This is a genomic window from Spirosoma montaniterrae (assembly GCF_001988955.1).
Classification (GTDB): Bacteria; Bacteroidota; Bacteroidia; order Cytophagales; family Spirosomataceae; genus Spirosoma; species Spirosoma montaniterrae.
This window is the reverse complement of sequence record NZ_CP014263.1, coordinates 3,442,107-3,466,986: the sequence shown is the minus strand read 5'-3', so window position 1 is coordinate 3,466,986 and position 24,880 is coordinate 3,442,107. Positions and strand designations below refer to the sequence as shown.

General features: G+C 54.9%; 24 protein-coding genes. 11 read left to right on the top strand and 13 right to left on the bottom strand.

All coding sequences use genetic code 11. The features are described from left to right. The first annotated feature begins 112 nt into the window (after nt 1–112). The 7 genes from AWR27_RS15020 (at nt 113) to AWR27_RS14985 (ending at nt 8,577) form a co-directional block, all read left to right on the top strand. On the top strand, nt 113–673 hold the full coding sequence (locus AWR27_RS15020; protein ID WP_077131919.1) for a carboxymuconolactone decarboxylase family protein: 561 nt from the start codon (nt 113–115) through the stop codon (nt 671–673). Nucleotides 674–792: 119 nt separating this feature from the next. Further along, nucleotides 793–1,365 (top strand): carboxymuconolactone decarboxylase family protein, encoded by a 573-nt coding sequence (locus tag AWR27_RS15015; protein WP_077131918.1) that lies wholly within the window; start codon nt 793–795, stop codon nt 1,363–1,365. Nucleotides 1,366–1,367: 2 nt separating this feature from the next. Next, the gene (locus AWR27_RS15010) at nt 1,368–2,579 is read left to right on the top strand and encodes a DUF3179 domain-containing (seleno)protein (RefSeq protein ID WP_077131917.1); all 1,212 of its coding nucleotides are present in this window, start codon (nt 1,368–1,370) and stop codon (nt 2,577–2,579) included. A gap of 108 nt (nt 2,580–2,687) precedes the next feature. Next, nucleotides 2,688–3,590, top strand: coding sequence for a hypothetical protein (locus tag AWR27_RS15005; RefSeq protein ID WP_077131916.1), 903 nt, complete (start codon nt 2,688–2,690; stop codon nt 3,588–3,590). Between the two features lie 77 nt (nt 3,591–3,667). Further along, complete coding sequence (locus tag AWR27_RS15000; protein WP_232325843.1) at nt 3,668–5,083, top strand: phosphatase PAP2 family protein; 1,416 nt, start codon at nt 3,668–3,670, stop codon at nt 5,081–5,083. A 96-nt stretch (nt 5,084–5,179) separates the two neighbouring features. Then, entirely contained in the window at nt 5,180–7,288 is a 2,109-nt protein-coding gene (locus AWR27_RS14995) for an alpha-1,4-glucan--maltose-1-phosphate maltosyltransferase (RefSeq protein WP_083732867.1), read from the top strand. A 341-nt stretch (nt 7,289–7,629) separates the two neighbouring features. Beyond that, complete coding sequence (locus AWR27_RS14985; protein WP_077131913.1) at nt 7,630–8,577, top strand: bifunctional helix-turn-helix transcriptional regulator/GNAT family N-acetyltransferase; 948 nt, start codon at nt 7,630–7,632, stop codon at nt 8,575–8,577. Between the two features lie 14 nt (nt 8,578–8,591). Here the strand turns inward: AWR27_RS14985 and AWR27_RS14980 are convergent, their stop codons facing one another. From AWR27_RS14980 to AWR27_RS14925, 12 genes are all read right to left on the bottom strand, one after another. Continuing rightward, the gene (locus AWR27_RS14980) at nt 8,592–9,635 is read right to left on the bottom strand and encodes a lipase family protein (protein WP_077131912.1); all 1,044 of its coding nucleotides are present in this window, start codon (nt 9,633–9,635) and stop codon (nt 8,592–8,594) included. A 183-nt stretch (nt 9,636–9,818) separates the two neighbouring features. Further along, nucleotides 9,819–10,727 (bottom strand): c-type cytochrome, encoded by a 909-nt coding sequence (locus tag AWR27_RS14975; protein WP_077131911.1) that lies wholly within the window; start codon nt 10,725–10,727, stop codon nt 9,819–9,821. Between the two features lie 239 nt (nt 10,728–10,966). Continuing rightward, complete coding sequence (locus tag AWR27_RS14965) at nt 10,967–13,216, bottom strand: prolyl oligopeptidase family serine peptidase (protein WP_083732866.1); 2,250 nt, start codon at nt 13,214–13,216, stop codon at nt 10,967–10,969. Between the two features lie 43 nt (nt 13,217–13,259). Beyond that, a complete protein-coding gene (locus AWR27_RS14960) occupies nt 13,260–14,177 on the bottom strand; it encodes a hypothetical protein (protein WP_157579228.1) in 918 nt (305 codons plus the stop codon). 71 nt (nt 14,178–14,248) lie between these two features. Beyond that, nucleotides 14,249–15,664 (bottom strand): C10 family peptidase, encoded by a 1,416-nt coding sequence (locus AWR27_RS14955; RefSeq protein WP_077131907.1) that lies wholly within the window; start codon nt 15,662–15,664, stop codon nt 14,249–14,251. A 97-nt stretch (nt 15,665–15,761) separates the two neighbouring features. Then, a complete protein-coding gene (locus AWR27_RS14950; protein ID WP_077131906.1) occupies nt 15,762–17,687 on the bottom strand; it encodes a serine hydrolase in 1,926 nt (641 codons plus the stop codon). Between the two features lie 92 nt (nt 17,688–17,779). Beyond that, nucleotides 17,780–18,625, bottom strand: coding sequence for an alpha/beta fold hydrolase (locus AWR27_RS14945; RefSeq protein WP_077131905.1), 846 nt, complete (start codon nt 18,623–18,625; stop codon nt 17,780–17,782). After that, nucleotides 18,622–19,119 (bottom strand): hypothetical protein, encoded by a 498-nt coding sequence (locus AWR27_RS14940; RefSeq protein ID WP_077131904.1) that lies wholly within the window; start codon nt 19,117–19,119, stop codon nt 18,622–18,624. The genes AWR27_RS14945 and AWR27_RS14940 overlap by 4 nt, the downstream gene beginning before the upstream one ends. Continuing rightward, on the bottom strand, nt 19,098–19,619 hold the full coding sequence (locus tag AWR27_RS14935; protein WP_077131903.1) for a GNAT family N-acetyltransferase: 522 nt from the start codon (nt 19,617–19,619) through the stop codon (nt 19,098–19,100). Before AWR27_RS14935 ends, AWR27_RS14940 begins: the two co-directional genes overlap by 22 nt. Beyond that, nucleotides 19,570–19,755 carry a hypothetical protein gene (locus AWR27_RS25335; RefSeq protein ID WP_157579227.1) on the bottom strand — a complete coding sequence of 62 codons (186 nt, stop codon included), beginning with the start codon at nt 19,753–19,755 and terminating at the stop codon, nt 19,570–19,572. The genes AWR27_RS14935 and AWR27_RS25335 overlap by 50 nt, the downstream gene beginning before the upstream one ends. Continuing rightward, complete coding sequence (locus AWR27_RS14930) at nt 19,752–20,255, bottom strand: VOC family protein (protein ID WP_077131902.1); 504 nt, start codon at nt 20,253–20,255, stop codon at nt 19,752–19,754. Before AWR27_RS14930 ends, AWR27_RS25335 begins: the two co-directional genes overlap by 4 nt. Before the next feature lie 58 nt (nt 20,256–20,313). Then, the gene (locus AWR27_RS14925; protein ID WP_077131901.1) at nt 20,314–21,672 is read right to left on the bottom strand and encodes a glycosyltransferase; all 1,359 of its coding nucleotides are present in this window, start codon (nt 21,670–21,672) and stop codon (nt 20,314–20,316) included. A gap of 212 nt (nt 21,673–21,884) precedes the next feature. Between AWR27_RS14925 and AWR27_RS14920 the strand changes: the two genes are divergently transcribed. The 4 genes from AWR27_RS14920 to AWR27_RS14905 all read left to right on the top strand — a co-directional run bounded on the left by AWR27_RS14920 (nt 21,885) and on the right by AWR27_RS14905 (nt 24,544). Beyond that, entirely contained in the window at nt 21,885–22,661 is a 777-nt protein-coding gene (locus AWR27_RS14920; RefSeq protein WP_077131900.1) for a hypothetical protein, read from the top strand. A gap of 38 nt (nt 22,662–22,699) precedes the next feature. Further along, nucleotides 22,700–22,975, top strand: coding sequence for a hypothetical protein (locus AWR27_RS14915; protein WP_077131899.1), 276 nt, complete (start codon nt 22,700–22,702; stop codon nt 22,973–22,975). 94 nt (nt 22,976–23,069) lie between these two features. Beyond that, nucleotides 23,070–23,585: a MarR family winged helix-turn-helix transcriptional regulator gene (locus AWR27_RS14910; protein ID WP_232325842.1), complete on the top strand. Its 516-nt coding sequence runs from the start codon at nt 23,070–23,072 to the stop codon at nt 23,583–23,585. A 278-nt stretch (nt 23,586–23,863) separates the two neighbouring features. Next, entirely contained in the window at nt 23,864–24,544 is a 681-nt protein-coding gene (locus AWR27_RS14905; protein ID WP_077131897.1) for a helix-turn-helix transcriptional regulator, read from the top strand. Here the strand turns inward: AWR27_RS14905 and AWR27_RS14900 are convergent. Beyond that, complete coding sequence (locus tag AWR27_RS14900; RefSeq protein WP_077131896.1) at nt 24,541–24,873, bottom strand: type II toxin-antitoxin system RelE/ParE family toxin; 333 nt, start codon at nt 24,871–24,873, stop codon at nt 24,541–24,543. The genes AWR27_RS14905 and AWR27_RS14900 overlap by 4 nt on opposite strands. Between the last annotated feature and the right edge of the window lie 7 nt (nt 24,874–24,880).

The window sequence follows — 24,880 nt, the reverse complement described above, 5'->3', positions numbered from 1 at the left end:
AGAAGGCACAGAGCTTCACAGAGATTTTTTCTTAAAAGCTATTTGTGTTTGAGACTATGACCTCTGTGTATCTCCGTGTAAACTTTGTGCATCTCTGTGTCCCTAAAAAATTATGCCTCATATTCAACTCAACAACGATGCGCCCGGTATTCGCGGTCTGGCGATGTACCGCCCCGATACCGGTCAACACCTGTACAATCTGGCGCAGGCTCTGCTCCGGGCTGGTTCGCCCGATAGCACCCTGACCAACGCCGAGCGCGAACTTATCGCGGCTTATGTATCAAGCCAGAACTGCACGGATTTTTGCAGGAACAGCCACGCGGCTGCGGCCCGCTACCTGTATGGCGAGCAACGTGACCTGGTCGATGCGACACTAACAGCCCCCGAATCGGCACCCATTTCGCCTAAACTACGGGCGTTGCTGACCATTGCCGAACGCGTAGCCACCGATGCCCGAACGGTATCGGACGACGTAGTGGCTGCGGCCCGTGCCGAAGGAGCTGCCGACGGCGATATCCATGACACGGTGCAGATTGCGGCTTCATTCTGTATGTTCAATCGTTACGTCGATGGCCTTGCCACGCTCACGCCCACCGACCCGGCAGCTTACGACGCAATGGGCGAACGTATGGGGACGCTGGGCTACATAACACCAGAGTCGGCAACTCGATAAAACATGAAAACCCGGCCAAACCGACCGGGCTTTCAAACTCATCATAGGTTGGTAGTACATGTCCCCCGGCTGGCCTTGCCGACCGGGGGCATCGTTACAATCACAAAACAACGAAAAAAATGCCACATATTGACTTTACGCCCGGCGTTCCCGGCATTCGCGGACCAATGTTGTTCAGCCCCGAAACGGCAAGCCCTATCAATGACCTTGCCAACACGCTCTTACGTGCCAACGCCAGCCTGCCCGACCAAACCCTGAGCATGGGCGAACGTGAGTTAATTGGAACGCATGTTTCAGCCCTGAACGACTGCCATTTCTGCCAGACGATTCACGGGGCCATTGCCAGCCACCACCTCGGCGACGACGATTGGAGTCTGATTCAGGCCGTAAAGTGCGACTATCAGCAAACCGATATTTCGCCCCGGCTGAAAACCCTGCTTACCATTGCTGCGAGCGTACAGAAAGGGGGTAAGCACGTCACGCCCGACCAGGTAGCAGCGGCCCGCGCCGAAGGAGCTACTGACCGCGACATTCACGATACGGTGTTGATTGCGGCTTTTTTCTGTCTTTGCAATCGCTACGTCGATGGGCTGGCAACGTTAACCCACCACGATGAAGACCTGTATCGCCAACGAGCCGCCCATGTCGCCGAAGCGGGGTATGTCGATGGGGAAATTTATACGGTGAAGTGATTATGGAAAAGTTTATCTGGTTCATTGTCAGTGCATTGCTGCTTATCCTGCTTGAAGCGGCCCGCGTGTATTTTATCATGCCGTTTCCGGGTAGTCAACTGGGGCTGGATGGCGACGCGGCCCGGTCGGCTCTCCGGCGGGTCGAACAGGCTTACTGGCTGCACCATAACATCGGCTGGCTGCGGGCGGTTGGGCTGTTGCTGCTGGCCTATCCGGCCTGGCAGGTGCTGTTTCGGCCAACGAAAAATTGGTATCGCTTTGCAGCAGGCGGGTTGCTCATGGCTTATGGCGTAGTGCTGTACTTAGTGAACCGCGAGATGCTGGCCGACCGGATGTTTTTGCAGCCGATTCATAAGCGCGTGGTGCCCATGAGTGAGAACAAAATTCCGCTCGATAACCTTGTGCTGGGTTTCGAATCAGTGGGCGAAGCTACGGCCTACCCGATTCAACTCATTGGCTACCACCATCAGGTACGCGACACGGTGGGTGGACAACCGATTATGGTCACGTACTGTACCGTTTGTCGCACGGGCCGGGTATTTAGCCCACTCGTGCAGGGGCAGGCCGACGAATTCCGGCTGGTTGGCATGGACCATTTCAATGCCATGTTTGAAGATAAACGCACTGGCACGTGGTGGCGGCAGGCTACGGGTGAAGCCATCGTAGGACCGTTGCGAGGGCAAACGATGGCCGACCTCCCCGCCCGGCAGATGACCCTGCGGGCGTGGGCCGCTGAACACCCCAACACGCGCGTGTTGCAGGCCGATTCGATTTTTGCCGATGAATTTGACAGTATGAAAAACTACGAACGGGGCCGCTCGACGGGGAGCCTGACCAAACGCGATTCGGCCTCGTGGCAACCCAAATCGTGGGTGATTGGCGTAGAACGGGCCGGTTTTGCCAAAGCCTACGACTGGAATGCGCTACAGCAACAGCGTATGTTGAGCGATGTGCTGGGGGGCGAACCGATGCTGCTTACGATGGCTTCAGATAGTGTTTCGTTTGGCGTCTGGAGTCGGCGGGTGGGTGTGAAAACGCTCACGTTTCACTATGCTAACTGCCAACTGATCGACCGTGAAACCGGCTCCGTCTGGACCTGGCGCGGTCATTGCATAGCCGGGCCGTTGCGCGGGCGTAAACTGGGGCCAATACCAAACGCCTATCAGGAATTCTGGCACTCGTGGAAATCGTTTCACCCTGAAACAGCGCGGTAAGTTGTACAGTCGATGGTGCGAAACAACCGTCCCGTTAACACAGAAAAAAGCATGTCAGCTACATCGGTTGGACCAAAGGGGCTATCTTTACCCAACTAACCCGACTTTATGCGCATTTCCATTCTTACCGTTGCTATAGTTTTTTGCCTGATTTTCAGCGGTCAACTGTGGGCGCAGGGATTGGTCGATGGCTTTATGCGCGGGCAGCGGAAAGCCAGTTTAGCCCTTACGGCTTCGACCGAATCGTTCGATACGTATTACGTCGGCACTACCGAAACGCGTAATCCGAATCTGGGCACCGTCACCACGCAGTCGCTCAATGCCTATGGCGTGTATGGCCTCGGCTACGACCTCGACCTGATCGTAAACGCGTCGTATGTGCGGGCCGAAGCCAGCGCGGGCTATTGGCCCAAACAGGAGGGGTTGCAGGATTTGTCGGCAGCTTTGCGCTGGGAAGCGTATGATTACAAACTCGGTAAAGCGCGGCTGTCGTGGCTGTTTGCGGTGGGGTATTCGCTGCCGCTGCAAAACTACGTTACCGACGCGCTCGTGACCATCGGGCGGGGTTCGCGCAACTTCGACGGGCGCACCATGTTGCACTTTACATCAGGCGCGTTTTTCCTGACCGGTCAGTATGGCTACATCCGGCGCGGCCCCGTCACCCTCGACCGTATCGTGAGCTATTACGACCCGGCTCAACTCAACCCCAATACTGGCTACAAAGTCAACGTCCCCGACGTAACTGAATTTGTGCTGCGCGGGGGCGTGTCGGCCAAACGGTTTTATGTCGATGGCTGGTTTCAGCAGCAAACGCCCTACAGCAGTGGCACCGACATCGGCCCCGGCATTCCATTTCCGACCAATGCCGTTGGCTTTACGCGGGCAGGTGCCAACGCCTACCTGCGACTGATTGGTAAACTCGGTTTAACGGCGGGATACAGCACTACACTTAGCGGACAAAACATCGGCAAAGCCTCGCGGGTAAGTGGCGGGCTGGTGATCGGCATTTGATTAATGAAAAAAGCAATAGTATATCTTTCCTCTTCGCGCTCGCGGCTTGTAAAGAGCCGACGATCAGCGAAGGTATTTTGCCGCTGACTCCACCAGCCACGACCGACCCCGACGGGGGTAATTGGCAAACGGTGGTGCTACGGTCGGGCGTGGGTGTTCCGGCTCCGGCGGCTGTGTCGTCGGATGCGTATCAGCGCGAGTTGACGGCAGTAAAAAACGGACTGGCAGGCACCACGCCGGAGCAGAATACCGCCGTTACGTACTGGGCCTACGGGGGTGTACAACGCTGGAATCAGATTGCCCGGCAACTCATCGCCAAGTACAATGTGATGCCTGCTTACGATGCCGCTACGGGCCGCTATGCAGCGTATGATGTTGCAAAACCAATGTCTGATGCGCCGTTTGCCGCCCGGCTGCTGGCCTATCTGAGCGTAGCGCAGTACGACGCGCTCGTGATGACCTGGCGGGCCAAATTTCAATATAACCGCCCCGCGCTCGAACGACAGGGTGTACAGCCGCGTATTCCTGTGGCCGACGTACCCAGTTACCCGTCGGAAGATGCCGCCGTAGCCGAAGCGTCCTACCAGATGCTGACGTTTTTGTTTCCGAACGAAGCGGACTGGCTAAAAGCGAAAGCCACCGAACATAAGCAAAGCCGCGTGTGGGCCGGTGCGTGCGTGCCGAGCGACCTGCAAGCGGGCGAAACGCTGGGTGCAACGGTAGCTACTTCGGTAGTCAGCCGCGCCCGCACCGACGGATTTGCGCAGGCCCACGACCCCGCTAATACGTGGCCGACGTTGCTGGCCCGTGCGCCTTATGATACTAAGTGGCAGAGTCTGGAGATTCCGGCTCGTGCGCCCGTGTTGCCGCTGGCCGGGTCGGTACAAACGTGGTTCGATGCTACGGCGGTTGGCCGAACGGCTCCCGGACCACCCCCAGCAACCACCTCGCCCGCGTTTCAGCAGGCATTGGCCGAAATACGTACAATATCAGACACGCGCAGCCGCGAACAGTGGCGCATTGCCGACTTCTGGAGCGATGGTGTGGGCAGTTATGCCGTGGCCGGGCATTGGAATCGTATTGCCGAAGAACTGATTCAGCAGACTGCGCAGAACGAACTCCGCGCAGCCCGCACCTACGCCCTGCTCAACCGCGCCCTGCACGACGCTACGACGGTAACGTGGCAAACCAAATACCGCTATTTTGTGCCGCGCCCATCACAGATAGACGCCCGGATTAAAACAGTTGCGCTGATACCCAACTCGCCGGGCTATCCATCCAATCACGCCGTCAGCGCGGCTTCGGCGGCTGTAGTGCTGGGCCATTTGTTTCCCGGCGATGCATCGAAGTTGACTGGGCAGGCCAATGAAGCGGGGTTGGCGCGGGTGTATGCTGGAACAAACTACCGCTTCGATGTAGATGAAGGCGCGAAAACCGGCGCGGCTGTCGGTAAAATTGCTGCCGACTGGTCCAAAGCCGACGGAGCGAAGTAAATGACCGGCTGAAAAGGAACGGCGTATGCGGGTTTTCTTCGTAACATTGTCAGGCTATTTTCAAGAGCCTGACATAACCAACCGACTGAATCCCGCATGAACTCGCCCAAATCGCCGAAGAAACCGTCGACCCGTTCGCGCTCAACCTCTGCAACCATACCGCAGGAAACCGTCTCCCTCCCAACTGCTCCGATAAGCAATACATTACCCACCAACGGGCAACGCCGGGTGGTAATTGAAAAAGTTGTCCCCGAAATCGACGGTGGGCGTTTCCCTATCAAAGCCGTTCCGGGCGACGTCATCGCCGTAGAAGCCGATATATTTGCTGACGGACATGATTACCTGCTGGCCCGGCTGCTCTACAAACATACCGACGACGACGCTTTTCAGGAAACCAGTATGGCGTTGCTGGTAAACGACCGCTGGGGCGCATCGTTCGTGGTCGAGAAGCAGGGCCGATACACGTATACCATCGAAGCGTGGGTCGATCATCCGGGATCGTGGCAGCACGAAATTCACCTGAAAGTAGCCGATGGTCAGACCATTACAAGCGAACTGCTGGCCGGGGCGCAGTATGTAGACGGCATGGCGCAACGGGCTGAACGTGCCGGCAACGAACACGATGCCGACGCCCTGCGCGAGATGGCCGCGCTGTTTCGGGCTGGTGCCGCCGACCCTGCCGACGCGCAATACAACGAAGCCGTGTCGGTAGCCGAAAGCGATCAGTTTACGTTTTATACAAAACTTTACCCCGAACGGCAGCACCCTACGCGCTACATGCATGACTCGCAAAATTCGCTGGGGGTTGAGGTCGACCGCGCCCGTGCTGGATTCAGCACCTGGTATTGCCTGTTTCCGCGTTCTGCCGCCCGCGAGGAGGGCAAACACGGTACCTTCCGCGACGTGGAGGCTCTGCTGCCGCGCATTGCCGGTATGGGTTTCGACGTGCTGTACCTGCCGCCGATTCACCCGATTGGCATGGCCCACCGCAAGGGTAAAAACAATTCGGTAGTTTGCCAGCCCGGCGATCCGGGTGTGCCCTACGGCATTGGCTCCGAACTGGGCGGTCATGATGCCATTCACCCCGAACTCGGTACGGTCGAGGACTTTAAACACCTGATTGCCATTGCCGCCAACTACGGTATGGAAGTGGCGATGGACCTCGCCATTCAATGTTCGCCCGATCATCCGTGGGCTAAAGAGCACCCCGAATGGTTCAAAAAACGGCCCGATGGCACCATTCAGTACGCCGAAAATCCGCCAAAAAAATACCAGGATATTTACCCGGTGTATTTCGAGACGGAAGACTGGCAAAATCTGTGGCAGGAGTTGAAGCGGGTCTTGCTGGTGTGGGCGTCGTGGGGGGTGCGTATCGTGCGGGTCGATAATCCGCATACCAAGCCGTTTGCATTCTGGGAGTGGGTCATTGCCGAGGTCAAGAAGGAGTTCCCCGACATGCTATTTTTGTCGGAAGCATTCACTAAGCCGAAGGTGATGCAGGAATTGGCGAAACGCGGATTCGCGCATTCGTACACCTACTACACCTGGCGCAATAACAAAGCCGAGTTGCAGCAGTACATGACCGAGCTGACGCAGGGTGAAATGAAGTATTTCTTCCGCCCGAACTTCTGGCCCACCACCCACGACATCAACCCATATAGCTTGCAGGGAGGTCACGAACCCCAGTTCCTGATTCGCTATTTTATGGCCGCCACGTTATCGAGTAACTACGGTATCTACGGCCCCTCGTTCGAGTTGATGGAACATATTCCGTTCCCAAACAAAGAAGAATACCTGAACTCAGAGAAGTACGAAATCAAGTATTGGGACTGGGAAAAAACCAATAAACTGACGTATTTGATTGGTCTGACCAACCGCATTCGGCGCGAAAATGCAGCCCTCCAACAAACCAACAACATTACGTTCTGCACCGTGAACGATGACGCGGTGATGGCCTATCTGAAAACATCGGGCGAATCGACCGTAGACGCCAACCGGCTGCTGATTGTGGTAAATACCGATGCCTACCAACGCCGGGCCGCACTGGTGCAGGTGCCGATCTGGCAACTGGGTATTCATCCCGATCAGACGTATCAGGTACACGACCTGCTGACGGGCGCGTACTACCCCTGGAAAGGCGAGTGGAATTTTGTTGATCTCGACCCCTATGTGTTGCCCATGCACCTGTTCCGAATTGAGGTGTAGACAGAACGATTTTTTTATCTAATACGACATTGAATCAGGTGTGAGGTGCGGCTGGCGATGGCTGACGCGAAGGAGACGCAAAGGGTGATGGCTGACGCGAAAGGAGACGCAAAGGGTTGCGTCTCTACAGATACCATCGGCGGGCGTAGAGACGCAACCCTTTGCGTCTCCTTCGCGTCAGCCATCGCCCTTTGCGTCAGCCATACCCCAGCCATACGACAAGGCAATGTCAACTTGGTAAAAATTTTAAAGGTCGGAGCGTTTTTACAGCTAATCCAGTGCTTTGACATTACGCTCGAAGTGTTTATACTTGCGTAAGTACTTACGTAAACTGTTAAGATATGCCTACTATTTACGATGAATTGGGCCGGATCGCGCTCGGTAGCCGCATCCGTCGGCTGGGCGACCGGATGACTGATGAGAATAGTGCCGTTTACGCCCTATACGGCTCCACGCTCGAACCCCGCTGGTTCCCAGTATTTTACGCGCTCATGCAGCAGGACGGACAAACCACAACCGGCCTGGCCGAACGCATTGGTCAAACGCACGCATCGGTGAGTCAGGTGGTGAAGGAAATGCAGCGGAACGGATTAGTAACCGTGATAAAGCAGCCGGGCGATGCCCGATGCAGCCACCTGAGCCTGACCGACGCCGGACGCGCCCTGATACCGGCCCTGAACGAACAACTCACCGACCTCGACGCGGCTATGCAGAAACTCCAGGCCGAAAGTCAGTACAACCTGCTCGAAGCTCTCACTGAATTTGAATTCCTGCTCGATCAGCGGTCATTACGCGACCGAATACAGGCCGAACGGAAGCAACGCGAAGGCGAACAGGTAGAGATTGTTGAGTATACACCTGCTTACCACGATGCCTTCCGCCAGCTCAACTACGCCTGGATTGAGCAGTATTTTACGGTAGAAGCCGAGGACCGTAAAGCCCTCGACTTCCCCGACGAGAAAATTCTGAAACCCGGCGGACAGATTTTGATGGCACTGTATCAGGGCGAACCCGTTGGTACCTGTGCGCTGATTCCGATGCCCAACGGCGAGTATGAACTGGCTAAAATGGCCGTTTCGCCCACGGTGCAGGGCCGCAGCATCGGCTATCGGTTGGGCATGGCCGCCCTCCAGCGCGCCCGCGACCTCGGCGCACCGGGCGTTTATTTAGAAAGCAATACCAAACTGACGCCCGCCATTAATCTGTACCACAAATTGGGGTTTAAAAAGGTGGTTGGCCCGCCTTCGCCCTACGAGCGCAGCAACATTCAAATGCGGGTTGACCTATGACCAACGCAGCCTTGTTATCCCCCGCTACTGGCTCCCGTTCGTTTGGGAAGTGTGGTCAGTATTGGTTTGGCATTCAGCAGGTTGAGGTAATTGGCGGTTTCGTGTTGCCAGCCCGCTTCCAGCCCGAACAACACGTCGCTGATTGGATCGAGCGACGGCTGGACCGAACCAAACAGAAGATGCCCCGGCAATTCGACGGCACTCTGATTACTGGCCTCGCCTACCTGCGTATATGCATCATTGCTGATGTATGATTGGACGGTATTGATAGCCGACACAATATCGGTTGGGCAGTTCACAAAGCCGGGGTAATAGGTCGTAACCGTTTCGAGCGACGCCCAGCCATTGGGCACCACGTCGAGCGAGTTGTAGACCCGGAAGGCGGTGCTGTTACCGGCTGAATCGGTAAAGAGCTGGTTGTAGTACGACGCAAAAGCTGCGTTGCCCGCCGATGGTGCCGCAAACGTGTAGACTTTCAACGAATTGGCATTGCCCAGCCCCTGACCCGAACCCAGCCAGGCCGCCACCACCGAGGCTAAACACCCGCCGAGGCTGTGTCCGGTTACGAATACGCTGGCGTTGGTATCAATCTGAAACAGAAACGACAACAGGTTGGTCTGGGTGCCATCGGGGGCGGTGCCAAACAGGGTTTGCAGGGTATCCAGCCCCGCACTGGTGCCATCGGCAATCTGCACCGACGCGTCGTTGGCTGGCCCAAAGGCCGTTAAACCAAGCACCGAAGCAAAATCTTCGACCCAGTTCATAAAAAACGACCAGTCGGTGCCGCGAATCACAACGGCGTACTGACTCCCGTTCTGAGCCATGTAGAGCATGTTGCTGCGGTCGCTGCTCAGGCCCGGCCCCCAGGCTACCTGCCAGCCGGAGTAAGTCGATTGGGCCAGTGCCGCGTTAATGTCGGCGCGCATTCGGGCGGCCTGAATGGCCGGAGTCGTGTCGGAAGGCAGGGGCGTTTCGTCGATGTAGGCCAGCGTCGAGAGCGTCATGGTCAGTTGCGCTTCGGCCAGGCTGTAGCCGGTAGCAAAGGAGGGCGTGTTCATATGGATTTATGGTTAAAATAGTGTAGTAAAAAAGTAAAAACAGATTACTTGTAAATGAGTATAGTCTTAACTTGATAATGAATTGTTTACTGGAATGGCATAACAATAATAAATCTTCAGTCGAATTATTGGCTGAAGATTTACTGGAAGGCAGCTATGTAGTTTAGCTATTACAATTGCTTATCAAGAATTATCCACAATTGGTTTCGGCGGTACGCTTCGCATATACAGCCAGATCGCGTGCAGTTCGTCGTCGGTCATCAGGGCGGCTTGGGGCCAGGGCATTGATGGGTGCAGGTCTTTCCCATTGGGGCGTTTGCCGGTGCGTAGCGTTCGGACAAAGTCAGCTTCGCTCCAGGTGCCGATGCCCGTCGGGGTCAGGTTCGCTGCGGGGGGCGTGCCGGGCGGGCCATGTACCTCACCCCCTGACAGGTCTGCACCGTGACAGCCCCGGCAATTGCCGATGGTAGCCAGATACATGCCGTACTCAATTGAAGGCTTCTGGTTGATGGTCTTCACTAAAGGCAGATTCGGCGTTTTTTCGGCAGATAACACATCCAATTCGCCCGTTACAAGCAAGGTTCGACCGAGGTAGCGCAGGTGCGATTTGGGTACGTCGCGGTCAACTGGCGTTAGCTGTTTCAGATACGAGATTACCGCTGTGAGGTCTTCTTTGGTCATGTGGACGAACGATTCGCTGGACATAATCAGCAGCGACGAACCATCGCGCCGGACACCGTGCCGGATGGCCCGTACCCAATCGTCGTTGGTGTACGTAGCCCCGATGCCACCCTTGCCGCTCGTCAGGTTAGGCGCGGCAACGATGCCCAGTGGTCCGGCATCGGCTATTACTTTGCCGCCCAGATCACCGCCGTGGCATTCAGTACACATGCCGATGCTTGTGGCAATGTGACCACCCCGCGCCAGCACGTCTGGATTGTTGGCGAGCGTTAGTTTAGGCAGTTCGGTAACCGGGTGCGAGCGGTTGAGCTGGTAGCTGCTAATGCCGTATATGGCTGCAATGGCCGCCAAGATGAGGCAAATTAGCGCGATGGCTCCGCGCTTGAGCCATTTGAATATGTTTCGTTTCATAGCGAAATTCGTTAATACGATATTGAATTAGGTATGGCGTATGGCTGGCGCGAAGGAGACGCAAAGGGTGATGGCTGACGCAGAGACGCAAAGGGTGATGGCTGACGCAAAGGAGACGCAAAGGGTTGCGTCTCTACGCCCGCCGGATGGTATCTGTAGAGACGCAACCCTTTGCGTCTCCTTCGCGCCAGCCAGCCATACGCCAGCCATACGACAAATCAATGTCAATAGGGTATAAATTAATCGGAACACCCCGGCCAGGGCGGTTGAAAATCAATGTGGCCCAGTTGCCAGAACAGGAATGAAATGGCATCGGCATAGGTGGCTAATCGCTGTTGTTTCGTTACGCCGGGACCGTGGCCGGTCTGATAATCGACGCGTAGCATGACGGGTCGACCGCTATTGCTGGCAGCCTGCAACCGAGCGGTCATCTTCGCCATCAGCCAGGGGTCCACGCGGGGGTCGTTGATGCCCGTTGCGAGCAGCACCGCCGGGTAGCTTGTGCTGTCGCGAACGTGGTGATACGCGCTCATCTGGTGCAGATTCCGAAAACCTTCTTCGGTTTTTACGCTGCCGAATTCTGGAATGTTGGGCACACCGTTGGCTGTCGTTTCAAACCGCAGCATGTCGGTCAGCCCCACCGCAATACCCACGGCGCGGAACAGGTCGGGTCGCTCGGTCATGGCCCGACCAATCAGGATGCCGCCCGCGCTGATACCCAGTCCGGCAAGGTGCTTCGGCGACGTATATTTCTGGGCAATCAGGTACTCGGCACAGGCGATAAAATCGCGCCATGTGTTGGGTTTGGTGGCTTTGTAGCCGCCCCGGTGCCACTCTTCGCCGTACTCGCCCCCGCCCCGCACGTGTGCTACGGCGTAGATGCCGCCCTGCTCAAGCCAGGTCGTACTCATTGGACTGCTCCCCGACAGCGACGGAATACCATACGCACCGTAGCCGTTGAGCCAGGTCGGGTGCGATCCATCTAATTTCATTCCTTTCTTGTGAATGATCGACAATGGAATGAGCGTGCTATCAGCGGCCCGAACCTTGACTTCGCGTATGTCTACGTCTTTCAAGTCGTCGAACGGCCCTTTGGGTTGCAGACCCAACTCAACGCTCCGACGTACCGCAGGATTCCAGGCGTAGGGGCGAGCCGCTTTAGTCCACGACGTAAGCGAATAAAGCAAGCCAGGTACCCGCGCATCGGCAGTTACCTCGGTCAGCGTTCCGTCGAAGGGCGTCACTACATACGATTCCCGCTCGCCCTTCCGAAACGGAATCCGACGAATGCGGCCCAGCCCGCCGTCCAACTGCTGCACGTACAGCGCGTCCTGCGCTACGTGCAACGCGCCTTCACCGGCGATGTAGCTGCCCATGATGATGGCTTCGCCCGCTGGCAACACCACCGTTGCGGTTGCCAGATTCGGGTTTTTCGCGCTGGTACGGATGACCTTGTAGCGGGGCGTGTTTTTGTGCGTCACTACATACAGATCATCGCCGTGAATGGCCGCGTCGGTTACGTCGTCGGTCATGTCGCAGATTTTGCGCCACGGCGACGGACCAACTTCATCAGCAGTCTGATTATAGTCCGTCAGCCGGGCCACATACATTGCCTGTCCACCGCCAACGCCCGTCTGCACCGTTGCCAGTACGTAGTCTGAGTTCGGAAACGTGTGCAGCCGGGGCAGCAGCGTCGGCCCGACCTCGACGCCTGGATCGACGTCGTTACCGAACACCACCCGGTCCTCGTCTGCCGACGTACCGACGACATGCCGATAGACGCGGGGCTTTTTCCGGTACTCGGTCACGGGTGCGTCGGCGGGCAGTTGTTGCAGGCGGGTGTAAAAAAACGAGCGATTGTCGGGTAGCCACGCGATGCCTCCGTACCGCGCCCGGTCGATGGTTTCGCCGGTTTCGAGGCCCGCTGCTACGTCGTAGATGCGGATGTAGGTGTTCTCCGACCCACCCGACGCCAGCCCTACGGCAATCAGCTTACCGTCCCATGAGGGAGTAAAGTAACTGATCGACACCGGTTGCTCGTTAGTTGGTTTAAGCTGATTCGGATCAACCAAACGCGTTTCGGGTCCGCTCAGACCCCGCCGAACGTACAGCGAGGCTATGTTTTCGTTGGCGTTGGTTTTCAGGTACACGTACTGTTCGCCGGGCAACCGCAGTACGCTGCTCACGCGGGACGGCACGGCGTTGCTGAGCGTTGTCAGCCGGTGCAGAACCCGCTGCCGACCCGGAATCTGGTCCAGTGCCGCACGGGTGTAATCGGCCTGCGCTTTCATCCAGTTCAGGAGTTCGGGATTTTTCATATCCTCCATCCAGCGGTACGTATCGGTGATTTTCGTGCCAAAATAATCGTCCACTACTGGCCGTACAGGGGCAGCGGGAAGCGGGACGGGTTGGGTATGCCCAACGTGCGTCAGGCAAGTAGCGACCACCACCTGGGCGGTGGCCGCTACTCGGATCAATTGAGTACACATGGATGATGCTGTTTGACGCAGACGAGTTGCGAGACTACGTCCGCTAAAAATTCCAGGCGTTTATATTCGGCGTATCGTTGCAGACGCCGAGGTGAACGCGTCGGCAGGGGTCGTAACCAGCCGCTTTGGACGAATACGCTTTGTCACTGTAGATGTACCAGACTTCGACCCCGCGTGGCGCGATGTCGAATCCCCAGCGGTGTTCCCAGCGGCAACCACCGCCAATACCGAACAGGGGACAGGGCAGAAAACGCTCACCGCTGAAGTGAATACCCGTCCCAAAGTCAGCCGCCATAGCCGCTACCTTTGTCCAAGAATCGTTTTCGGTTCGAATGCGGGCGTAAGCTTCATTCGTCATTGATTTGCGGAAGCGGTTTTCGTTGATGTAGTGGTCGATAAACCACTGTGCGCCGTAGCTGTCGTTGTAGTAATCGGGAGCGCAACCGGCTGCCGCTGATCGGGCCGATGCTGCGCGTGCCTGTTGAGAAGGAACTGGCTCATCAGGGAACGACTGCGGTTCTTTGGGAGCCGCCTTTGCGGTGGTCAGCCGGGCCTGTGCTTTCGCAAGCCGATTCATTACGTCCGACTCAGGGGTGGTCGAAATCGCTTTGTAAATGTCCACCAGCGACTTGTTTTCTGCACTTAGCTGATCCAGTACGTCATCGATGTGTTCAGTAGCGGCCATTCTGGCCCGCTCGGCACCGGGTTTATCAGGTAAAACCAGTGAGTGACGTATCGCCACTTCGCCGGGCGCAAACTCGTAGAAGCTGACGAAGTTTCCGTTGGCGTACTTAACTACGGCCAATGTATCGCCCACTATTGCATTATCGAGTCGGCTCTCTGCGCCATCTGGTGACTGGTTTGCCGGTTCTAAAGTTGGCTCGGTTGAGCAGGCAATCGTCATCGCGACGAATAACAGGGTTGTAACATACCCGGCAACAGGTTTTCTGTTGTACTTCATGATTGATAAAAATTGAGGAGATTAAAAAGAGGAAGGTTAGCCAAAGTCAGTAGTGACAGTGACATAGACGCCTAAGGATAAGCGACAATCATTCGCCGGCCATAATAGAACATGTCTGAATTTTGGCTTGTCCCAGGGTCACTATCCGCCGTATGAGTTTTAGTACCCGTTTCCGTGTAATACGTGGTTCCGGTCGTGCCACTCGAATAGCTGTCTGAGAAGTAGCCATTCCAATAACCGCCCCAGCCCCAGTTCATGTGCATCCAATGGAATTCAGGAACAGCGCAATTTGACTTAATTGTCATACTACCATCAACAACCCAGATATGCCCGCCAGAACCGCCGGAGTATTTAGACCCCCTCAGCAAGACGGGCCGGTAACTGCTAAGCTGAGAAAGGATATCGCTCAACGTTGGCCCGGTTTTCACATACACTGTTTTGTAGCCAAAATTATTCTTCAATGCAGCCGCCATATTGTCGGTATTCGTGCTGGTTTCCGCACCCGGCGTTCCCCCCCAGGTCGCATTAGCCGAATAGCCAAAAGAAGCCATTATATTGGCTGTTGAAAAACTGGAGCTATTGTAGTTATTGCCCCAAATAGCAGCTAATGTTTTACCGTAAGAAGCACCAGGAATATGACAGACGTAGGTGCTGGGATGCTGATAGTAGCGCATCAGTTGGGCAGCCGCTACGGGGCCACACCCGGCTAAAGCCCCATTAGGAGCAAACTTGTTATACGGCCATAAAAAATCTCCCTCGCTTTGATTCCAGGTTGTCTTAACCAAAGGCCCGAAAAAGGCTGGTTCGCCAATTTGCTGGCAGGGCGGATTACCACCCGGCTCAGGGTCAGGGCAATCCGAGCATTTAATCGGGTCAGGCTCGGGCGCAGGAGCAGCACTGCGTGCGCCTGAGTTCTGGCCGTTTAGACCCGTATTCGCCAGCAGGGTTGCCCAGGAGAGGCTCTGGTTGGTTGCACTTTGCCGTGCTCCCCGGCGGCTTATCCGTGCGCGGCCAATCTGGTCGCGGGTTTGGTTTAGCCAGTCTTTTACCACCTCCGGCATCTGATTGGGATCAACGTTTCCCTCGTCGCCCACGGCCAGTACGGCAGCAAACGATTTTTCGGCTGAGAGAATGGCAAAGCCGCCCTGTTCATAGCTCATTACGTGAGCCGCCGGGTGGTTGTGATTATCGTTCAGGGTCATGGCCCGGCGAACCGTTCGTTTAACCTGACTCCTGCGTGCGCCACTGGCGGCAGCAGACGAGCGCAGGAATAGCTGTTGAAACTCGCTGGTTTCGGCTACCTGCTTCGCCAATGCCTGCGAGATGATTTCGCCGTGGTAATCGCCTTCCTGAACAGACTGAACAGGGGCTACATTGGGCGTTGTTGATACTGGTTCCAGAACCTGGTCTTTGGAGCAGGAGATTGCCATCCCGGCGAATAATAGGGCAACAACGTACCCGGCAACAGGTTTTCTGTCGTACTTCATGAGTGATAAAAAGTGAATGGATTAAAAAAGAGAAAGATTAAGCACCGCCCGTAGCCCTAAAGATAGACGCTACGGGCGGTGTCGAATTCAAACTGGATCAACGCGGACCCCAGGCTCCGTTGAACGCGTCGATCACGAAATTGCCGGGATCGGGCGAAACGGGCGAGTTGTGAATCAGCGTTACGACCACACCTATCGAGAACGCGTAGTACGATGTATTGAGCGAGGCCGTACCCTTGTCGGTCGGGAACCAGAGGTAGCCGCCGTGCGAAAACTGCGTGCCGTTTGTCACGTTGCCCCGGAACCAGCCAAGTTGATGGTCTTCCATCAGCTTACGTTGCTGGGCATTCAGAACCGTATCGGTGTACCGCAGTCGGCTCAAAAACTGGTTCAGTTCGTCCATCGACAGGTGTAGGCCTTCACCACCCACCACCAGCGAGGCATCGCCGAAATCCCAGCCGCCGACGTTGCCTGCCGGAAACGGATAGAACAGCGTTGGATTGGTTGCGTCGGGTTTGCCCGTCACCGTTTTAAGGCCCGCTGGCTTGAATACGTTGGCATTCATGTAGCTCATATACGCCTGGGCCAGTGCAGCACCCCGATCCGTTACGCCCTGTGGGTTGAACCCGTTCAGGTACGGGATAATGACTCGAAACAGGGCGAAGTTGTGGTTCTGATACTGGTAAGCCTTGTCTGTCCCGACGCCTTCGGCCACTATTTTCTTCAGCGATTCATAATCCATCCCCAACTTGTTCGGGTTGCGGATACCGCTGGTATGCGTCATCAGTTGTTTGAACGTGATGGCATTCATGTTCGGGCCACGCTGCCAGTCGGCGGGCAGATACGCGCCAATAGGCGTGTCGATAGTCAACCCTTTGCTGGTCAGTAGCTTAATGGCCCCGACTGCCGTCAGCGTTTTGCTCACGCTTGCCAGGTTCGTTCGGCGGTACACCGAAAAATCCTGCTGGGGCGGGTTCGTAGCCGTGCGGGCCAGCCCGGCGTCATAGCGGAATTCGTTGTTGCCCCGGTATGAAATGGCAACACCGTAGCCCACACACTTGCCGTCTAACTTCTGCCGGATACCACTCAGGAGTTTCGGCAGCGACAGAGCCTGATTGCCTACGGCGATGCGTTTGTTGTAGAGTTCGCCAAGCCGAAGTTGAAAATCATCGAGCGTCCAGCCCCACACAATCGCGCGACCATCGTTGCCCGGCAACCAGATACCGTCGTAGCGACGTTGTCCGCCACCAATGTCGTAGCTGTGCTGATGCTCCAGCCGGTAGCCCTGTGCGTAAAGTTCACCGTTCTTTTTCTGGAAATCTGCGAGTGACCAGCCCCACACCACCGGGCGACCGTCGTTGGCGGGCATCCAGATGGCATCGTAGCGTCGCTGGCCCGGACTGATTTCGTAGCTATGCTGATGGGCCAGCCGAAAGCCCTGCTGCCATAACTCACCGTTCTTTTTTTGCAGATCGGCCAGTGTCCAGCCCCAGACGATGGGCCGACCATCATTGCCGGGTTGCCAGATAGCGTCGTACCGCCATTGTCCGCCCCCGATGTCATAGGCTTGTTGCTGAGTCATGCGGAATCCCTGCTGCCACAACTCGCCATTTCTCTTTTTCAGATCGTCGAGTGTCCAGCCCCACACCACCGGGCGACCATCATTACCGGGCGTCCAGATGGCGTCGTACCGTCGTTGCCCCCCGCCAATGTCGTAGCTCTGCTGGTGCGACAGGCGGAAACCCTGCGTCCAGAGTTCGCCGTTTTTCTTTTGCAGATCGGCTAACGTCCATCCATATACGACGGGCCGACCATCGTTGCCCGGTTTCCAGATGCCGTCGTAGCGTCGTTGCCCTCCGCCAATGTCGTAACTCTGGACGTGAAAAAGTTTGTCGCCGTTGATTAGCACCTCCGGTTCGGCTGCGGCCAGACTAACCTCGTTGTCGGCGGCTTCCAGGTTGATACCGCCCAGACCCATGTCTTCGGGGAACACCTGCTCACTCGTTGCTTGTTCGGTAATCATAGTTGAATCAGTTTAAAAAAGAGGAAGGAATTTCTCACACTCGTGAGGGTAGCGGTGGGTTCATAGGCGTTCGGGTGTTGTGCGTGGCCTGTTTAGTAAGGCTGAGTTATTTTGTTGCTTAGAAAATCGCTCACCTGCTTCACCACGTCCGCCGACCGCAGGTTGTGATCGTTGCCGTTGGTAACCATTAGCGTCGCCTGCTTCCAGTTCTCGTGAATCGCTCTGGCATTGGCTACCGGCGTGTTCCGGTCGTTCTGATCATGTATAACCAATCCCCGGCTGATGAGCGACCTGGCAAATGTAGCGGCTGAGTAATAAGCGGTTGGTTTCTGTACCAGGGCTTCAAAACAAGTCATTACTTGTCGGACGCAGTGTTGAGTAAGGCCCAGTTGCCGTTTGAATAAGTCAAAAAACTCCTGAACCTGCCCCGGTGCCGACAATGTAACGAGCCGGGCCGGGCTTAGAGTTGGCTTTCTGTAGAAGGTGTAGATCGCCGTCAGGCCGCCGATGGAGTGAGCCACCACCGAATTTACTGAGCCAATCTGCTCGATAACCTTCTCGACTACGTCGCTGTAATAAGGCATCGTCAGGAAGTTTCCCGTACTCAGTCCATGTCCCGGCGCGTCGAAGGCGTAAAGCGTATAGCGAGACAAGTCAATCGTGTCAACGTACTGTTTCCAGTAATATGAATGGCTTTGCCAGCCATGCAGCAGCAAGACGGTTTGCGGACCGTTTCCCCAGCGGTAGCCCCGTACTGTATCGTTGCCGTGCTGTAGAGTAAACTGGTCAGCCGAATCGAAAAAAGTGCGGTGTCGTTGGGTAATTTTGGTCCGCACGGGGCGGCACAGTATCGCAAAGCCCAATCGTCCGGCCCGGCGCGGAAAAATTACCGCCAGTACGTTCAGGAAGAAGCCTATTGTTTTGAGCAGGACGTTCATGGTTGCAGTCGGTTTACTTGAGAAAAAGAGCGTATCGACAGGATGCGTAGCAGCATCCAGAACGCAATGCTTAGTCGGCTATAGCCGGGAACACTCCGCATGAGAAGGTCTGTGCGAATAAGCTGTTCGATAGCCTCTTTTGAATAACCGGTTTCTCCTAACTGTATTTGAATTGGAATCTGAACGGTGGCGGTAGCTACCCAACCAATCAACGCAAGCACTACTGTTGCCCACACCGACCAGCGTGGTACGGACGGCGGACGAAACCAGAACAGTAAGACGTTGAAAACGGTAGATAACGCAAACGGGATGACCATCGTAACGACAATCCGTGGCCCCAAGGCGTTGTGATAAGCCTTAAAATCAGACTTATCGATGAGCAGCCAGGTGGGGTAATTAACAAACCCTTCCACAGCCGCTCCACCCGCACTGAAAAAGGTCAACAAAAAGAAAACGGCAAGGATTGGCTGGGTCAAACGGTCAATTCGTTCCATAGCGAGTGGGGTTGTGATTTAGGTAGTTGGTAATAAATGACCCCGCCTTTGGCTTGCTGATACGTCATACCCAGCCGCTCCATCACGCCAAATGAGGCTGTGTTGAGCAAATCGGCGGCTGCAACGATTTCGGTCAGGTTCGTTCTGTGAAACCCGTAATCGATCACGGCGCGGGCGGCTTCGGTGGCGAAACCCTGCCCCCAGTAGTTGGGTAAGAGGGCGTAGAGCAACTGTAGTTGGTCGAACGTGAAGTAGCCGCAAACCCCGATGATGGGGCGATACCCGGCCTGCTGTACGGCCCACAGACCGTAGTTGGATTCGACAAACTGCTGCTGACTGGTGGCAATCACGTCGGCAGTCCATTCTGGAGCAACGCATTGATCGTCAAGTAGGTAACGCCGGACTGATGGGTTCGTAAACAAGTCGTGTAGTTCGGCCAGCATCGACGGCTCAATGGGCGTCAGCGTCAGCCGGGCGGTTTGTATGATGTTCGCTGTCATGATTGATAAGGAGTTTTTGGAGCATGAGAAAGGCAGATAAAGCCTGCGCTGATTCGAGGGAAATGCGGAGCCGGTTGGTGTCCATAACCTGCTGAATCAGTGCCGGGTCTTTACCGGCATTGAGTTGTAAATTCATGACAAGTTTTTAGTAGTTGGCTGATTTGGAATTGGTAGATCATGAATCTGCTGGCGTTGCTGGTTCCAGGCAGCGTAGGAAACAACGCCTAACTCCGGTTGGGGCGGGTCAGGCAGCATGGCGATGAACTCTAATTCATGCCCATCGGGGTCGCGGAAATAGATTGATACGGCTGGCATCCAGCCAAACACCATTGGTTCTCCTCTACCTTGCCGCAGGAAATTATAAGGCGATAAGCCCCGATCCTGAAGATACCGGACCGACTGTTGGGTGACGGCTTCTATCGTGCTCTCGAAGGCGTAATGCTGGGGTCTTATCGGAGCGTCTGGTGTTTCCCACAGACCCAGCATGGCTTTTCCCCGTTCGCCCAGCCAATAGAAGGCCACGCGTCGTTCGGTTTCAAACCGACCCAGTTCAAGACCCAGCACGGTTCCGTAAAAGTGCATAGAGGTATCCAGCGAACTGACCAAAATATGCGTTTCAAATAAGCCCGTTATCATGATTCTGACTGTTTTATGTCACCTGGGTAAGGCAAAACTGTACACTTTTAATTGGTTACTATACCGATGATGCCAGCGAAGGACGACTGGAATTTGACTCTATCGGTCGGATGTTGAACCGGGCGATAGCTTCGCGGATGTAGCGTTCCGTCAGCCGGTTCGGGTCATATTGTTTGAACTCCTGGCGTAACCGCGCCCCATTTTGCTTATAAACCGGGTTTTGCCAGACTTCCCGCGCCCCCGCAGCAATCTGTTTACTCGTCGGCGTTTCGGTGCCGAGGTTCACACCCACGTTGAAATAGCCGATGCGGGCCACGATCTCGTTTTTGCCTTCGTGCTTGCCCGCTGCCAGCAGCGGAACGCCGTAGTTCAGGCTGAGCAACACGCTGCCGTAGCCTCCGCAGGTCACGAACAGGTCGGTGTGGGGTAACGTAGCGTCGTAATCAATAAAGTCGGCGACGATGATGTTGATTTGTGGGTAACGGGCCTGTAAAGCCGCCGTGTGCATGCCGCCCGTAGCCACCAGCAGCAGATAGGGCTTGTCTTTAAAGGCTTCGAGCGTGGGTACGATTAGCTTTTCGGGGTCTTTGTTATCGACCGTTCCCTGCGAAATCAGCACGACTTTCTCGTATGTCCGGGCCAGGTTCGCGTACGCAAAGGGCGGGGCTGCCGTTTTTTTATAAGGCAGAAGCGGCCCCACAAACCGCACGTTTGGATTCATGTCGCTACGAGTGTATTCAAAACCGGGTACGCCACTTTGCAGATACAGCGCACTATGGCGGATCATCATATCGAGAATCGTGTCGGGCATCTCGGGCAGACCGTATGGGCGTATCAGCTCGTTGTAGTACGTCAGACTATCGCCGAAAATCAGTTTGGGGAATACGGCCCGGAGCAGCGCGTCGCGCATCCGGCCCAGCGGCCCCCGACCGGGTGTCAGTCCCAGCGTAGTGGGGGGCAGGTCGCGCGAGGCTTCGCCCAGTGGTGCTACGCCAACCGCAACGACCGGTTTATGCAGTACTTCCTGAATCAGGTGCCCGGCAATGAACCCAACGTCGCACAGTAGTACATCGAAGTCGAACGATTGCTTAATCTGCCGAACGTCTTCCAGATTGGCCGGGACGTTGCCCAGAAACACGTTCCGAATGTCGAACTTAATCTTGGCTATCGTTCCTTTGATCTTCTCGCGTTCCGGGAACACCTCATCGAGATTATCCTGCGTGATGGCCCGCGCCTGCCGAAACGAGTAGAACGGCAGGCCCATTTTGTCAACCCGTTGCTGGTAGTTCAGCCCGGTGTACCAGCGCACGTCATGGCCTTGTTGCTTCAGGTACATAGCCACACCCGTCAGCGGGTTAAAATGTCCGTCGGCGGGGACAGTGGCGATCAGAATTCGATAGGTTGGCAGGGTACTCATGTTTAAAAGTCAGTTGCTGAATCTGCCCGTCTTTTATGGGCTGATTTTCGCTACAAAGGTACCGGGTTGGGATGGGAGAGGTAAATAGTGCTTTAGTACTAAATACTGATTAGCAATCAGTTGAGCGCGAAATAGTACAAAAGGACCATTGCGGCAGGCAGGCAGATTAGAGACTTTTGCGCTGATTTTTTAACCAAAAAACAATGCAAGTCATGAAAGTAAATGCTGTTTTTAACTGGACAATTGGCCTTGCCGGTACTGTTCTGCTATCCGCCTGCGACGATCATCAGGACGCACCGCCTGCGCCTACCGTTCGCTTTACACAGGTGAGCGGTAGCGGTGATATTACTGCGAAAGTGAATGAGTTTCGGGCTTTGCTCGGCGACCCGCTCAACACTACCCCGAACCAGACGGCGGGTCGGCGGGAGGTGAACTGGGACGGCGTACCGGCCAACCTGACGAATACAAATACGTTTCCCGGCGATTTCTTCAACAACACCGACCCGGCTGGGCCGAACGGTCGTAAACGGGGGCTTGTAAATACGACGCCGGGCGCGGGTTTCCGCATCAGCGACAATGACTTCACCGACCTCGTGCCAGCCTATGGCGATCAGTTCAATGCGTTTAGTCCCGTGCGTACTTTTGCGCCGGTGGGCAGCGTTATTACCGAAAACACGTTCCGCGTACCGGGTACTACTACATTGGCTACGGTGAAAGGTTTTGGCGTTGTGTTTTCCGATGTAGACGATGCCAACGCGACGACGATGGAGTTTTTTGAGGGCGACAAAAGTTTGGGCGTAGTCAAAGCCCCCGTCCGCTCCGATGCCGCCGGGTTGTCGTTTGTGGGGGTTGTATTTCCTGACAATAAAATCTCGAAAGTAATAATCCGGTCGGGGAACGCGGCCATTAACGGCGGCTTTACCGACGGTGGGCAATACGATTTAGTGGTAATGGACGATTTCCTGTACGACGAACCGAAAGCGAATTAATCAGGTATGTTTGCTGCGCCTGAAAAACGCGCTAACAGATGAATAAGGTGTTGCAACGTGAATTTCGGGTGGCGTTTCATCGCCGGTCGCAGCCGGTGTGGTTCCGGCTGGTCAAATACACCGTCCTGACCACACTGGTATATATCTTTTGGCATAGCACTACGTTCTGGGGTCTGTTTGCGCTGGCAGTGGTTGGTGGCGTGGGCTTACATCTATTTTATCGATATAAAACCAATGCCTGGACGCGGAGCTACGGGCGGGGCCTGTTTCGCTGGGATTACGACCGCGTTTTTGGAGATAATCCAAATCAATAACGTATCGGCTGGATTAGTTGTAGAAATGGAAGCAAGCTTTGGGAGTGTCTCAACGTTTTCGATTAAATCGTAAGTTTGTCGATAAACACACGACTTGAAAACGATTGTGAGCCTACTTATGAGCGAGAACAATCCGTACCACCGTATCGAAGACGAAATACAGCAGGCTACGTTCCGTAACGAACTCTCGAAAGCAGGCATCAACCTGATTTATACCGGCACCTGGCTCAAAACAGCCCACAGCGACTTCTTTAAATCGTTTGGTATTACGTGGCCCCAACACAACCTGTTGCGGATTCTGCGCGGACAGAGAGGAAACCCGATTAATGTCAACGCCGTGAAAGAGCGTATGATGGACAAGTCCTCAAACGTATCGAGAATTACCGAAAAACTCCAGAAGAAAAAACTCATCGAGTGCCGCCCGTCTGAAGCCGACAAACGTGCTGTCGATATCACTATTACGCAGAAAGGGCTGGATTTGTTGGTTGCGGTAGAAACCCGCGTTCACGAAATCAACAACATGCTGGCACATTTAGAACCCAGCGAGCTGATATTACTAAACCTGCTGCTCGATAAAATTCGCACCCCACCCAACGCGGAAACTCGTTAACGTACCTCGTTAACGGCATGTAGTCATGCCGATTGACTTAAAATGAATGCCATTACTCGACGTAATGGCATTCATTTTAAGTGATAAAAGAACGCTATTTTATGTGTACGTACTCATAAATAATGCATTTCCTAATACCGTTTAATCATCTTTCCCTTGGATTTACCGGATATAGTCCTACAATTGCATTGCTATTTACGAGTACGTACACATTATTTTTTTGTCAAACAGGATTGTAGTCGACCTGTTAGCAGGGCAGCTACTAAGCGCGATTGATTATGGAGGATGTAGTTGACAAACAAGTGGGCAATCAGCTCATAGAACGGCTTTTTCCGGGCTGGGTGGTATTACACTGCTTTAATGGAGGCCACAGCCATCGGTTCATCAGCGGCAACGGAGCCGCACTGTTTGGGCACTCCAATCACGAGCTAAACACCAAGAAACTGGCTGATCTGCTCGCACTCGTTCATCCCGATGACCGTGAACCGTATAGTCGTATCCGGCAGAAAATAGATGCCTATGCCCACGAAATCGACCCCGCCGAAATCCATCTGTATCGGTTTGTGGTGCATTACCGGATTCGTCGCGGGCAGGGCAATTATTTCTGCCTGCACGATGAGAAGCAGTTTTACGTGAACAGACAGGGCAATCTGGAAAAACTCGTGCTTTTCCGCGATTTGTCTGCCGAACGACCATTTGTTCGGGTGCAGCTCGACGTGTATAAAGTGCATCCGCTGGGGTATCGCAAAATCAGCACTTACGTTCCCACGCAGGCCGAGCAGCCGCTCACCTCGCGTGAGGTTGAGATTATCGAACTTATCAAAGAAGGACTAAGCAGTAAAGAAATCGCCACTCGGCTGTTTATCAGCATCAACACCGTTCGCAATCACCGCAGCAACCTGTTTCGCAAAACCAACGCCCGCAACATGGTCGATTTGCTCAACAGCGTACCGGCTTAAAGTAAGTCCGATTCATTTAGGCGGTCAGTCAGGTCAGCGTTTGCAATATCGGCTTGGTCAGCCTTATCGTAAATAGCGAGTAGAAAAACATGTTCATTCACAACCCTGACGCATGTTATTAGTCGGGCACCACCCCGTTTACCTTTGCCTTTACTTTTGATTGCTAATCGAATTTTATAACAGGCTTTCCCGATAGCCTGACCTGTTTCAGGTGTTTCCTTTAGCACATTAATGATTGATCGAATTTCGCTGGGCAGAGATTTATACTTTTTTTGTAACGCTTTGGCATCGCGTTTAAAGGAGTCAGTAACAATAACCGTATACGACATAGTGGGT